Annotated in this window: 8 protein-coding genes; 5 read left to right on the forward strand and 3 right to left on the reverse strand. The window is 63.2% G+C overall.

The window, feature by feature from the left end:
- Window positions 1–17: 17 nt before the first annotated feature.
- Window positions 18–2,408 (reverse strand): beta-N-acetylhexosaminidase, encoded by a 2,391-nt coding sequence (locus ACMGF7_RS05465; RefSeq protein ID WP_273874813.1) that lies wholly within the window; start codon window positions 2,406–2,408, stop codon window positions 18–20.
- A 267-nt stretch (window positions 2,409–2,675) separates the two neighbouring features.
- Window positions 2,676–5,384: a magnesium-translocating P-type ATPase gene (gene mgtA / locus ACMGF7_RS05470; RefSeq protein ID WP_197763699.1), complete on the reverse strand. Its 2,709-nt coding sequence runs from the start codon at window positions 5,382–5,384 to the stop codon at window positions 2,676–2,678.
- Window positions 5,385–5,808: 424 nt separating this feature from the next.
- On the opposite strand from mgtA, the gene treR reads away from it, so the two are divergent.
- From treR to treC, 3 genes are all read left to right on the forward strand, one after another.
- A complete protein-coding gene (treR, locus tag ACMGF7_RS05475) occupies window positions 5,809–6,756 on the forward strand; it encodes a trehalose operon repressor TreR (RefSeq protein WP_015376450.1) in 948 nt (315 codons plus the stop codon).
- A gap of 140 nt (window positions 6,757–6,896) precedes the next feature.
- Complete coding sequence (gene treB / locus ACMGF7_RS05480) at window positions 6,897–8,312, forward strand: PTS trehalose transporter subunit IIBC (RefSeq protein ID WP_019453304.1); 1,416 nt, start codon at window positions 6,897–6,899, stop codon at window positions 8,310–8,312.
- A gap of 197 nt (window positions 8,313–8,509) precedes the next feature.
- Complete coding sequence (gene treC, locus ACMGF7_RS05485; RefSeq protein ID WP_197763698.1) at window positions 8,510–10,174, forward strand: alpha,alpha-phosphotrehalase; 1,665 nt, start codon at window positions 8,510–8,512, stop codon at window positions 10,172–10,174.
- A 28-nt stretch (window positions 10,175–10,202) separates the two neighbouring features.
- Here the strand turns inward: treC and ACMGF7_RS05490 are convergent, their stop codons facing one another.
- Window positions 10,203–10,727, reverse strand: coding sequence for an NAD(P)H-dependent oxidoreductase (locus tag ACMGF7_RS05490; RefSeq protein ID WP_164095772.1), 525 nt, complete (start codon window positions 10,725–10,727; stop codon window positions 10,203–10,205).
- Between the two features lie 105 nt (window positions 10,728–10,832).
- On the opposite strand from ACMGF7_RS05490, the gene ACMGF7_RS05495 reads away from it, so the two are divergent.
- Window positions 10,833–11,747 (forward strand): LysR family transcriptional regulator, encoded by a 915-nt coding sequence (locus ACMGF7_RS05495; protein ID WP_420286383.1) that lies wholly within the window; start codon window positions 10,833–10,835, stop codon window positions 11,745–11,747.
- 244 nt (window positions 11,748–11,991) lie between these two features.
- Window positions 11,992–14,130: an anaerobic ribonucleoside-triphosphate reductase gene (nrdD, locus tag ACMGF7_RS05500; RefSeq protein ID WP_075685165.1), complete on the forward strand. Its 2,139-nt coding sequence runs from the start codon at window positions 11,992–11,994 to the stop codon at window positions 14,128–14,130.
- Window positions 14,131–14,261: the final 131 nt, after the last annotated feature.

The raw sequence follows: 14,261 nt of genomic DNA on the forward strand, positions 1-14,261 counted from the left end.
ACACGAGCCCGTCCGCCTCATTGCACCTGCAACCCCCGCAGCAACGCCTCCAGCGGGTACACCGCCGCAATCACCACTTCGTCGCGCGTCTGCGCCGCCGCATCCAGCTGGCGCTGCACTTGTTCTGCTTCGGCCCGGCTCAGCGGTTTGCCCTGCTGATGGCGCTCCAGCAGCGTTAAGCCCAATGCGGCCAGGGCATCGACGTCCTGCGCCACCGGCGCCAGCTCCCGCAACGCGCGGTTGCCCGCGATCGCCGTCTGCAGCGCCGCGCCGTTCGCCTGCCAGCGCTGCAACCGTTCGCGCAGCGCCTGCGCCGCCGCCTTATCGCGCTTGTCCTGCAACAAGGCCGCGACCTGGGCATGCATGGCGCGCACCGCCTCACTTTCCGGCGGCAGCGCATCGGCAAAGCGGTTCAGCGGTTCGAACTGGTGATAGTTGCCGGCCTGGAACTTCAGGTGCTGGCGGGTGTAATACTGCGCCGGCTCCACCGCCTCGGCCAGGATCTGCAGCGGCAGGATCTGCACGCTGTTGCTCAGGCGGGTGAATTCGCGCGCCGTTTCCGCGTGCTGCTGCAGGCCGACCGACACCACCGACCAGGCGTCGATCGCCGCCAGCCGCCGGTACATGTTGCTTTCATCGGTGACGTCCTGCGCCGACCACAGCCGCTCCGCCACCGCGAAGGCGCGCGGCCACAGCTTGAGATCGAGCAGCGGCGCGCGCACGTTTTCCGCCCACAGCGCCGCTTCGCCGCCGAGAATGTTGGCCTGCCCCTTCTCGTCCGGCACCACCGGCATCTTGCCCGCCGGCGCCGCCGCCAGCTTGTCGCCGCTGGTGGGGTAACGCACGTTGCCGACCAGCGTATAGCCGCTGAGCTTGTCCTGTTGCAGCGTAAACACCGGCCGTGTGTCGCCCATCCAGGTATCGACGCGGAACGTCACCTGCTGCGGCGTGCGCCAGACGATGTCGTGCACCGCGCGGCGTGACTTGCCGTTGAAATCGATAAAGCCGCGCCAGCCCTGCTTGCCCTCGATCAGCGTGAAGCTGCCTTCCACCGCGCTTCCCTTCAGGCGCGGCATGCTGAAACGCCAGCTTTGCGCCTGCTCGCCGGGCTGCACCGCCGTCTCGACCCCCAGCGGCTGCGGCAGAATTTCATTGCGGTAGTGATAGGCGGTGCTTTGCGGCTGATCGAGATAGAAACCGGTGGAGAGAATGCCCTGATAGCCATCCTGCGCGCTGGCGCCCAGCGAGTCTTGCCCCTGCCAGGATTGAATGACGATCGAGCGCGGCAGCGACGGGTGGTAGATCTCATCCCAGCCGACCATCTGCCGCTGGTGCTTCTCGAGGACTTTTTCCAGCTTCTGGTTGAAGTAGGCCTGCAGCGCATGGGTATCCGCCAGCCCGTTCTGCTGCATAAACGCCTGTATCGACGGCGACGCCCGCCACTGGCTGGCGTCCACTTCGTCGCCGCCGATGTGCAGATAGGGATCGGGGAAGATCTCTGCCAATTCACCGACGATCGTGTCGACAAACTGATAAACCTCGTCGCGGGTCGGGTCTAGCGTCGGCTTATGCACGCCCCACTCGCGCTCCATGCGATACGGCCCCGGCGCGCTCATCAGCTCGGGATAGGCCACCGCGATGCTGGAGGCGTGCCCCGGCATGTCGATCTCCGGCACCACGCGAATGCCGCGCGCCGTGGCGTAAGCCACCACCTGCCGCATTTGCTCACGGGTGTAAAACAGGCCGTCGCTGGCCTGCTGCTGCAATTTGGGGTAATGCTCGGAGGCGAAGCGCCAGCCCTGATCGTCGGTCAGGTGCCAGTGGAATACGTTGAGCTTGGCCGCCGCCATGCCGTCAAGCTGGCGCAGAATGTCCGGCAGCGGCAGGAAATGGCGCGCCGAATCCAACAAGACGCCACGCCACGGGAAGCGCGGCACGTCGCGAATATCCACTAGCGGCAGGAAGGTATTTTGCCCGTCGGTCTGCAGCAGCTGCAGCAGGGTCTCCATGCCGCGCAGCGCGCCGAAGCGGGTGTTGGCGGTCAGCGTGGCGCCCTGCGGCGTGACCGCCAGCCGGTAGCTTTCGTCGCTGCCCGGCAGCGGCTGCGCCGCCACCCGATCCTTGATCACCACCTTGATCGCCGCGCCGTTCGCTTCTTCCCTCGGCGCCAGCGTCCAGCCGGTCTGCAGTTCGATGCGCTGGCGCCAGCGCGGCAGCGCGTCGCCCAAATCATCGCCCTGGAGGCTTAACGACAGCCGGTGATCCAAAATCAGTTTGCCCGCCGGTTGCGTCACTTCCACCTGCTGCGGCCAGGGCATCAGCGGCAAATCACCCGCCGGCTGCGCCAGCGCGCCGCAAGAAAACCATAACGATGAAGCCAGTAGCGTATAACGGAAAGGTCTGTGCATCGGAAATTCCTCAGAGGAAAAAAACAAAATATCCCCAATGAATTTCAAACCACCGCTAGGCGGCAAGCGCCCGCATCCTCAGGCGCTTAGGTCTGCTAAGTAACTGGGGGGCGGGCGTACAGCCAACAACGCGGTGGCTTGAAAGGCGCAGGGGAAAACAGCCAACGCTGTAGATAAAGACTCAGCACAGAGCAGATGTCCAACCGTTGCGGTGAAAAAGCGGACGGGATCACAGTTGCCCCCTCCCGGCCGGAGGGGGCGAACGGGTTATTGCCAGCCGTAGCGGCGCACGAACCAGCCTTTCACGCACTGGGTCAGCACCATGTAACCGGCGAGGATCAGCACTAGCCACGGGAAGTAACCGAGCGGCAGCGCCTGCAGCTGCAGGAAGCCGGCCAGCGGCGAGAACACCAGGCCGATGCCGGTGGCGATCACCGCCAGCGTCATGATGCACAGCGGCCAGGACGGGCGGCTCTGGATAAACGGAATTTTGCGCGTGCGGATCATGTGCACGATCAGCGTTTGCGACAGCAGCCCTTCCACGAACCAGCCGGACTGGAACAGCGTCTGCATTTCCGGCGTATTGGCCTTGAACACCCACCACATCAGGCTGAAGGTCAGCACGTCGAAGATCGAACTGATCGGCCCAAAGAACACCATAAACCGCCCCAAATCGGCGGAGTTCCAGCGCTGTGGCTGGGTGATCTGATCGTCGTCGACGTTATCGAACGGGATGGCGATCTGCGAGATGTCGTACATCAGGTTCTGAATCAACAGGTGCAGCGGCAACATCGGCAGGAACGGCAGGAAGGCGCTGGCGATCAGCACGCTGAACACGTTGCCGAAGTTGGAGCTGGCGGTCATCTTGATGTATTTCAGCATGTTGGCGAAGGTGCGGCGCCCTTCGATCACCCCCTGCTCCAGCACCATCAGGCTTTTTTCCAGCAGGATGATGTCCGCCGCTTCCTTGGCGATATCCACCGCCGAATCGACGGAGATGCCGATGTCGGCCGCGCGCAGCGCCGGTGCATCGTTGATGCCGTCGCCCATAAAGCCCACCACGTGCCCCTGACGGCGCAGCAGTTTGACGATGCGCTCCTTGTGCAGCGGCGTCAGCTTGGCGAACACAGTGGTGCGCGCCGCCACCTGTGCCAGCTGCTCGTCGTCCATCTGCTCGATCTCGCTGCCGCGCAGCAGATGATCGGCCTCCAGCCCGACGTCACGGCACACTTTGGCCGCCACCAGCTCGTTGTCGCCGGTGAGGATCTTCACCGTGACGCCGTTCTGTTTCAGCGCCGCCAGCGCCGGTGCGGTGCTTTCCTTCGGCGGATCGAGGAAAGCGACGTAGCCTTCGAGGATCAGATCCGACTCGTCCGCCACGCCGTATTCATGGGTTTGCGCCGGCAGGATCTTGTTGGCCACCGCCACCACCCGCAGCCCCTGCTGGTTGAGATCGTCGGTGATGCGGCGAATGCGCGCCAGCAACGCCTCGCTGAGCGGGATCACCTCGTCTTCGTGGCGCACGTGGCTGCAAATCGCCAGCATCTCTTCCAGCGCGCCCTTGCACACCAGCTCGTGATAGTCGTTGTCTTTGGCCACCACCACCGACATGCGGCGGCGCACGAAGTCGAACGGGATCTCATCCACCTTGCGGTAGTTTTGCAGCGCCTGCGGCTGCTGATTTTGCTCCGCGCAGCTCAGCACCGCCACGTCGAGCAGGTTTTTCAGCCCGGTCTGGTAGAAGCTGTTCAGCCAGGCGTAGCGCAATACCCGCTCGCTGCCGGCGCCGAACGCATCGGTGTGGCGCTCCAGCACGATCTTGTCCTGGGTCAGGGTGCCGGTCTTGTCGGTGCACAGAATATCCATCGCGCCGAAGTTCTGGATGGCGTCCAGCCGTTTGACGATCACCTTCTGGCGCGACAGCTTCACCGCCCCTTTGGCCAGCGTCGAGGTGACGATCATCGGCAGCATCTCCGGCGTCAGCCCGACCGCCACCGACAGCGCGAACAGCGCCGCTTCCCACCAGTCGCCCTTGGTGTAGCCGTTGATCAGCAGCACGATCGGCGTCATTACCAGCATAAAGCGGATCAGCAGCCAGCTGACCTTGCTGATACCGCTCTGGAAGGCGTTCGGCTGTTCATCCTGGCTGGTGACGCGCTGCGCCAGCTGGCCGAAATAGGTGCTGCCGCCGGTGCCGATCACCATCGCCAGCGCGGTGCCGCTGACCACGTTGGTGCCCATGAAGCACAGATTCTGGCAATCGAGCGGATCGGCCGCCAGCGCTTGCGACGCCGCAGATTTCTCCACCGGCAGCGATTCGCCGGTCAGCGCCGCCTGGCTGATGAACAGATCCTTGGCCGACAGCACGCGCAGATCCGCCGGGATCATGTCGCCGGCCGCCAGCTTGATGATATCGCCCGGCACCAGCTGCGCGATCGGCAGCTCCACATGCTCGCTCCTGCCGGTGAGCGCATCGCTGCGGATGACCGTAGCGGTGTTGCTCACCATCGCTTTCAGCGCATCGGCCGCCCGGTTGGAGCGCGCCTCCTGGATGAAGTTCAGCAGCGTGGAGATCAGCACCATCAGCGCGATCACCAAGGCGCCGGTGAGATCCTCGGTGGCGTAAGAGATCATGCCGAGCGCGGTCAGCAGCAGGTTGAACGGGTTGCGGTAGCAGTGCCAGAGGTGTTGCCACCAGGCCTCTTTCTGCTGATCGTCGATGACGTTCTCGCCGCAGCGTTGGCGCACCTGTTCCGCCTCATGGGCGGTGATACCTTCCGGGTGGCTGTGGAAACGCTCAAACAGCTGCATCGTCTCTGCGGCGGCGCATTCCAGCCGCTGCTGCGCCAGGCCGGCCGGCATATCGCGCGCAGCGCCGCTGACGCTGTCCAGCAGGCTGTCGCGGCGCACCAAACGGCGCGGAAGGCCGCGGGCGAACAGGCCCAGCAGCTGACGGGGGAGTTTTTTCAGTTTCATGATTCGCACCTCGTCGCCCGGTGCCTCACGGCAGCGGGTAAACGGGGATCGTCATCGGCCGGGCGAATGGCGGATGCGCCAAAAAGCCTCTGCCAACGCAGATCCTTATTCTTTTTTTCAGCAGCAGGAGCGAACGACGAAGCGCGCGCTACCGGTTACCGTGATGTTTTTCACCGGTAAAACAGCAGCGCCAGGCGGAGAGGTTTTACCGGAGAACCGAGTGAGTGTCTAAAGCAGTCGGGTCGGGGTCCATATAGGGTATAACCTCCGGTAAAGGGAAAAACAGAGCGGCAGGAGCGGCCGTTCAGCGCAGTGCAACAATCCCGTTTTGCATCAAGATCCGCGTCGGAAAATGAGCTATGCTGACGGGCATTGTTTTACAGGCCATTATGTTACGCCTGTCCACCTCAACGAAAAGTAAACCATGCAAAACCGGCTGACCATCAAGGACATCGCGCGCCTGAGCGGCGTAGGCAAATCCACCGTCTCACGCGTGTTGAACAATGAAGGCAGCGTGAGCCCGCAGACCCGCGAACGGGTGGAAGCGGTGATCCGTCAGCAAGGGTTTACCCCCTCCAAGTCGGCGCGCGCCATGCGCGGCCAAAGCGACAAGGTGGTGGGCATCATCGTTTCCCGTCTCGATTCGCCGTCGGAGAACCAGGCGGTGCGCACCATGCTGCCGCTGCTGTATCAGCAAGGCTTCGATCCGATCGTGATGGAGAGCCAGTTCGAAACCCGCCTGGTGCAGGAGCATCTGCACGTACTGCGCCAGCGCAACGTCGACGGCGTGATCCTGTTCGGCTTCACCGGCCTGACCGCAGCGATGCTCAAACCGTGGCAGGAAAAAATGGTGGTGATGGTGCGCGAATACGACGGCTTCTCGTCCGTCTGCTACGACGACGCCGGCGCGGTGAACCTGTTGATGGATCGTCTGTACCGGCAGGGGCATCGGCATATCGGCTATCTGGGGGTGCAGCTCAGCGACGCCACCACCGGCCAGCGCCGCTACCAGGCCTATCTCGACGCCTGTGAACGCCTCACGCTCACGCCGCGCGCCACGCTGGGCGAGCTGAGTTACCAGAGCGGTTTCCAGCACGCCGCCGAAGTGATCGATGCGCACACCAGCGCGCTGATCTGCGCCTCCGACAGCATCGCCCTCGGCGCGATCAAGTACCTGCAGCAGCAGCCGGCGCGCGCCATCCAGGTGTGCGCCATCGGCAACACCCCGCTGCTCAGCTTCCTGTTCCCCGACACTCTGTCGGTGGAGTTCGGCTACGGCAGCGCCGGCCTGCTGGCCGCGCAGCAGCTGCTGGCGCAGCTCAGCGGCGAACAGGGGATCCGCCGCCTGGTGGTGCCCAGCAAACTTTCCTGACTCCCTGATTATTAGAAGTTGACCATTTTTTGCCATTTTGTGATCCTCGCCCCAAACCGGGAACGTTCCCATTTCATTCAAAAAGCCGAGTGGCTAAGCTTTGATCATTACTCAGTCAACACCTCTGCAGGTATCCCATAATGAGCAAAGTAAAACAGCAGGATATTGATCGCCTGATTGTTTTGGTCGGCGGCCGCGAGAACATCGCCACCGTCAGCCATTGCATTACCCGGCTGCGTTTCGTCCTCAATGACCCCAGCAAGGCCAGCCCCAAAGAAATCGAAGAGCTGCCGATGGTCAAAGGCTGCTTCACCAACGCCGGGCAGTTCCAGGTGGTGATCGGCACCGACGTCGGCGACTACTATCAGGCGCTGATCGCCAGCACCGGCGTCAACGAGGCCGACAAGGAACAAGCCAAGGTAGCCGCCCGCCAGAACATGACCTGGACCGAGCGCACCATCTCCCACTTCGCCGAGATCTTCTTCCCGCTGCTGCCGGCGCTGATCAGCGGCGGTCTGATCCTCGGCTTCCGCAACGTGATCGGCGACATCCCGATGTCCGGCGGCCAAACGCTGGCGCAGATGCACCCGGCGTGGAAAACCGTTTACGACTTCCTGTGGCTGCTGGGCGAAGCGATCTTCATGTTCCTGCCGGTGGCCATCTGTTGGTCGACGGTGAAAAAGATGGGCGGCACGCCGGTGCTCGGCATCGTGCTGGGCGTCACCCTGGTGTCGCCGCAGCTGATGAACTCCTACCTGCTCGGCCAGCAAACGCCGGAAGTGTGGAACTTCGGCTGGTTCGTGATCCAGAAAGTGGGCTATCAGGCGCAGGTGATCCCGTCGATCCTGGCGGGCATGGCGCTGGGCTGGATCGAAACCCGGCTGAAAAAGATCGTCCCCGACTATCTCTATCTGGTGGTGGTGCCGGTGGTCTCGCTGCTGCTGGCGGTGTTCCTGGCCCACGCGCTGATCGGGCCGTTCGGCCGCATGATCGGCGACGGCGTCGCCTGGGCGGTGAAAGCGGTGATGACCGGCAGCTTCGCCCCGGTGGGCGCCGCGCTGTTCGGCTTCCTGTATGCGCCGCTGGTGATCACCGGCGTGCACCAGACCACGCTGGCCATCGACATGCAGATGATCCAGAGCATGGGCGGCACCCCGGTATGGCCGCTGATTGCGCTGTCCAACATCGCGCAGGCCTCGGCGGTGCTCGGCATCATCATCATCAGCCGCAAGGCCAACGAGCGTGAAATCTCGGTGCCGGCGGCGATCTCCGCCTATCTCGGCGTAACCGAACCGGCGATGTACGGCATCAACCTCAAATACCGCTTCCCGATGCTGTGCGCGATGATCGGCTCCGCGATCGCCGGCCTTATCTGCGGGCTGGACGGCGTGATGGCCAACGGCATCGGCGTCGGCGGTCTGCCGGGCATTCTGTCTATCAAGCCGCAGTTCTGGCTGATTTACTCGCTGGCGATTCTGGTGGCGATCGTCATCCCGCTGGTGCTGACCATCATGGTCTACAAACGCAAGGCCGCCCGCGGCGAGCTGCCGGTTTGATTCACGCAAAATACGCAACATGAATGTAGGGGCTGGAAATACCCTATAGCTTTCGAGCTGCAGCTAGGCGGCAAGGGTGCAAATCCCCAGGAGCTTACTCAAGTAAGTGACTGGGGTGCAGCGCCAGCAGCCAACAACGCTGCAGTTTGAAAGATGAAGGGTACGGGCCCGTTGTCACGATTCAAAGGTATTGAACTATGAGCAACCCAACCCCCTGGTGGCAGAACGGCGTCATCTACCAAATTTATCCGAAGAGTTTTCAGGACAGCACCGGCAACGGCTACGGCGATTTGGCCGGGGTGACCCGGCGGCTGGACTATCTGCAGGAACTGGGCGTCGACGCCATCTGGCTGACGCCGGTCTACGTGTCGCCACAGGTGGACAATGGCTATGACGTGGCGGACTACTGCGCCATCGATCCGGCTTACGGCACGATGGCGGACTTCGAGCAGCTGGTCGCCGCCGCCCACCAGCGCGGCATCCGCATCGTGATGGACATGGTGTTCAACCACACCTCGACCGAGCACCCGTGGTTCAAGGCCGCGCAGGATCGCCACAGCCCGTATCGCCAGTTCTACGTCTGGCGCGACGGCGAAGGCGATACGCCGCCGAACAACTGGCGTTCCAAGTTCGGCGGCAACGCCTGGCAGTGGCACGCCGACAGCGGCCAGTACTACCTGCACCTGTTCGCCGCCGAGCAGGCGGATCTCAACTGGGAACACCCGCCGGTGCGCGAAGAGCTGAAGAAAGTGTGCCAGTTCTGGGCGGACAAAGGCGTCGACGGCCTGCGCCTCGACGTGATCAACCTGGTGTCCAAACAGCAGGACTTCCCGTCCGACAGCCAGGGCGACGGCCGCCGCTTCTATACCGACGGCCCGCGCATCCACGAGTTCCTGCAGGAGATGAGCCGCGACGTGTTCCAGCCGCGCGGCCTGATGACGGTGGGCGAGATGTCCTCCACCACGCTCGAGCATTGCCAGCAATACGCGGCGCAGAGCGGCGAAGAGCTGTCGATGACCTTCAACTTCCACCATCTGAAGGTGGACTACGCCGGCGGCGAAAAATGGACGCGGGCGGCGCCGGATTATGTGGAGCTGAAGCAGATCTTCCGCCACTGGCAACAAGGGATGCATAACCGCGCCTGGAACGCGCTGTTCTGGTGCAACCACGATCAGCCGCGCATCGTGTCGCGCTTCGGCGATGAAGGCGCACTGCGGGCGCCGGCCGCCAAAATGCTGGCGATGGTGCTGCACGGCATGCAGGGCACGCCTTATATCTATCAGGGCGAAGAACTCGGCATGACCAACCCCGGCTTCCGCGCCATCGAGCAGTATCGCGACGTGGAAAGCCTGAACATGTACGCCGAACTGCGCGCCCAGGGCCGCAGCGACGCCGAGCTGCTGGCGATCCTGGCCGACAAATCGCGCGACAACGGCCGCACGCCGATGCAGTGGAGCGTCGCGCCGCACGCCGGTTTCACCACCGGCACGCCGTGGATCGGCTGCGCCGAGAACTACCCGCAGATCAACGCCGAAGCGGCGCTGGCCGACCTCGACTCGGTGTTTTACGCCTACCGCCAGCTGATCACCCTGCGCAAGCAGTACCCGCTGCTGACCCACGGCGACTATCAGGATCTGGCGCCGAAGCACCCGGCACTGTGGTGCTATCAGCGCAGCTGGAACGGCCAGCGCCTGCTGGTGGCGGCCAACCTGAGCCGCGAGCCGCAGGCCTGGGCGGCGGCGGGCGTGGAACCTTCCGCCCAGTGGCGCCCGCTGATGAGCAACTACAGCGACTCGGCGGACCAGCCGCAGGCGCTGACGCTGCGGCCGTTCGAAGCGGTGTGGTGGCTGCTCGAAGACTAACCCCGCAGGGCGCGGCGAACGCTGCGCCCTACCATTTCCCCATCAGCGCTACCACCCCGGCGGCCTCTTGCGCCAACTGCTCATCGCTCATGTCGCTCACGCCCTGCACCAGATGCGGCGGCAGATAATCCATGCCGGTCAGGTTGGCCATGGCGTGGAACGGCAGCAGCAGATCCTGCACCGGATAACGGTTGTACCCTTCCGCCGTATAGGCCTGCGCGTTGCCGCCGGTGCTCACCACCAGCTGCAGCGGCTTGCCGTGCAGTTGGGTGCCTTCGCTGCCGTAGGCGAAACCGTAGGTTAATACCGCATCCTGCCATTCGCTGAGGATCGCCGGCGAGCTGTACCAGAAAAACGGGAACAGCATCACCACCGCATCATGGCTCTGCAGCAGTTCCTGCTCGCGCGCCACGTCGATGCGGTAATCCGGATAAGCGCGGATCAGTTCGTGCACGGTGACGTTGGGCAACGGACGCAGCGCCGCGATCAGCGCTTTGTTGATGCGCGACTCGTCGGGAGTGCGGTGGGCGGTTAACACTAAAATGCGCGACATAACGATTCCTCGGTCATAAGAAGATGAGGGCATTTTTCCATTTCCGCCGCTTCGGGTGTAGGCTGTTAAAGGTCACTTCAATTTCAACCAAAAGTATCAACCACTATGTCGCTGCCCTTTGACGTGCACCGCCTGCTGCCGGCCTTCCTCGCCGCCGCGCAGGCGCAAAATTTCTCCGCCGCCGCTCGCCAGCTGGGCGTCACGCCGGCGGCGGTCAGCAAAAACATCCGCGCGCTGGAAGAGAAGCTGGCGCTGCGGCTGTTTCAGCGCAACACCCACAACGTGCTGCTGACCGACGAGGGCAAAGCGCTGCTGGTGCAGGTGGCGCCGCTGTGGCAGGCGTTGGCGGCCACGCTGGAAAGCGCCGGCGGCGAACGGCAGGCGCCTGCCGGCGTGGTACGCGTCACGATGATCCCCGGCTTCGGCCGCCAGATGCTGATGCCGTTGATCCCGCAATTTCTGGCGCGCTATCCGCAGATCGATCTCGATCTGTCGCTGGACGCCCGGGTGGTGAACCTGGTGGGCGAAGGCTTCGACGTCGGCATCGGCAGCCGGGTCGATCCCGACAGCCGGCTGGTGGCCCGCCCGCTCTACCCGATGCACATGGTGCTGGCGGCGTCGCCGGACTATCTGGCACGGTGCGGTGAACCGCAAACGCCGCACGATCTGCTGCGCCACGACTGCCTGCTGCACCGCAACCCGGGCAACGGCCGCCACGTCAAATGGCAGCTGCGCCATCAGGGCGAAACGCTGGCGCTGGATCTGAACGGCCGGCTGGTGGTGAGCCGGCCGGAAATGTTGCTGGATGCGGCGCTGGCCGGGCTGGGCATCGTCAACCTGGCGCGCTGGTACGTCGAGAAACACTTCGAGCAGGGCACGCTGCGGCCGGTGCTGGCGCAATGCTGGCCGCGCCCGGTGCAGCTGTGGCTCTATTACGCCTCGGCGGATCTGCCGCCGCGGGTGCGCGTCTGGGTGGATTTTCTGCTGGAACATTTTCGCGATCGGCCAACGGGCGATTGACGTCTGTTCAGCTTGCGCACGCTCTTCCGTTTTCCTTGTTCTACATCAAAAGAATCGCGCCAATATCTATATATAGTGCATTAATAATTGCGAACACCTATATATAGTAGTTATCCACAAAATCATCCACACACCGCCACAGCCCTTGCGCGCTGCGGCTTTGCCCTGTGGATAAGCGAAATTTGACGGTTGCTCGCCACGCCAGGCGGGTATCAACGCTCCCTCGGGGAACAAGGAGTACAACGTGAAACCAGTAGTGATTAAGCGGGACGGTTGCCAGGTACCTTTTGACGAAGCGCGCATTGCGCAGGCCATCGAGCGCGCCGCGCTGGCGGTGGGCGTGGTCGACGCCGACTACTGCGCCACCGTCGCCCGCGTGGTCGCTCAGCGCATGGAGCAACAGCCGCGCGTCGATATCCACGAGATCCAGCAGGCGGTGGAAAACCAGCTGATGGCCGGCGAATACAAGCAGCTGGCGCGAGCCTATATCGAATACCGCCACGATCGCGACGTGGCGCGCGAGCTGCGCGGCCGCCTGAACCAGGAGATTCGCGGCCTGGTCGAGCAGAGCAACCGCGCGCTGCTGAACGAAAACGCCAATAAGGACAGCAAGGTGATCCCCACCCAGCGCGACCTGCTGGCGGGCATCGTCGCCAAACACTACGCCAAGCAGCACATCCTGCCGCGCGACGTGGTGCTGGCCCATGAACGCGGCGAAATTCACTACCACGATCTCGACTACTCGCCGTTCTTCCCGATGTTCAACTGCATGCTGATCGATCTGAAAGGCATGCTGACCAACGGCTTCAAGATGGGCAACGCCGAAATCGAGCCGCCGAAGTCGATCTCCACCGCCACCGCCGTGACCGCGCAGATCATCGCTCAGGTCGCCAGCCATATCTATGGCGGCACCACCATCAACCGCATCGATGAAATTCTGGCACCGTTCGTCGACGAGAGCTTCCGCAAACACCTGCAGGTGGCGGAAGAATGGCAGATCCCGGACGCCAAAGGCTATGCCATGGCGCGCACCGAGAAAGAGTGTTACGACGCCTTCCAGTCGCTGGAGTACGAGGTCAACACCCTGCACACCGCCAACGGCCAGACGCCGTTCGTCACCTTCGGTTTCGGCCTCGGCACCAGCTGGGAGTCGCGCCTGATCCAGCGCTCGATATTGAAAAACCGCATCGCCGGGCTGGGTAAAAACCGCAAGACCGCCGTGTTCCCCAAACTGGTGTTCGCCATCCGCGACGGCCTCAACCACCAGTACGGCGATCCGAACTACGACATCAAGCAGCTGGCGCTGGAGTGCGCCAGCAAGCGCATGTACCCGGACATCCTCAACTACGATCAGGTGGTGAAGGTCACCGGCTCGTTCAAAACGCCGATGGGCTGCCGCAGCTTCCTCGGCACCTACGAGCAGGACGGCGAACTGGTGCACGACGGTCGCAACAACATCGGCGTCATCAGCCTCAACCTGCCGCGCATCGCGCTGGAGGCGATGGGCGATGAGTCGCGCTTCTGGACGCTGCTGGATCAGCGCCTGCAGCTGGCGAAAAAGGCGCTGATGACGCGCATCGCCCGGCTGGAAGGCATCAAGGCGCGGGTGGCGCCAATCTTGTACATGGAAGGCGCCTGCGGCGTGCGGCTCAAGGCCGATGACAATATCGCCGATATCTTCAAGAATGGCCGCGCTTCAATTTCGCTGGGCTACATCGGCCTGCACGAGACCATCAACGCGCTGTTCGGCGGCGAAAACCACGTGTATGACGACGAAGCGCTGCGCGCCAAAGCGGTGGCGATCGTCGCGCGGCTGCGCGCCGCCGTCGACGCCTGGAAAGACGAGACCGGCTACGGCTTCAGCCTCTACAGTACGCCGAGCGAAAACCTGTGCGATCGCTTCTGCCGGCTGGACACCGCCGATTTCGGCGTGGTGCCGGGCGTCACCGACAAGGGCTATTACACCAACAGCTTCCACCTCGACGTGGAGAAGAAGGTCAATCCCTACGACAAGCTGGACTTCGAAGCGCCCTACCCGCCGTTGGCCAGCGGCGGCTTCATCTGCTACGGCGAATACCCGAACCTGCAACACAACCTGAAGGCGCTGGAAGACGTATGGGACTACAGCTACACCCGGGTGCCTTACTACGGCACCAACACGCCGATCGACGAGTGCTACGAATGCGGCTTCACCGGTGAATTCTCCTGCACCAGCAAAGGCTTCACCTGCCCGAAATGCGGCAACCACGACTCGGCCAAGGTCTCGGTCACCCGCCGGGTGTGCGGCTATCTCGGTAGCCCCGATGCCCGGCCGTTCAACGCCGGCAAGCAGGAAGAGGTAAAACGCCGGGTGAAACACCTCGACAACGGGCAGCTCGGCTGAAAAACGCCGTGCAACCTAGGCAGAAGCCTGTTCATCAGGCGTGATTGTCGCAACCAGTTTGCCTTCGGCCAGCGCGCACCAACCGCAGCGTACACGCAGTACGTGAGGATTGGGAGCACTGCCCGGAGGCA

The sequence above is a fragment of the Serratia sp. BNK-17 genome, assembly GCF_048684935.1.
Classification (GTDB): domain Bacteria; phylum Pseudomonadota; class Gammaproteobacteria; order Enterobacterales; family Enterobacteriaceae; genus Serratia; species Serratia nematodiphila.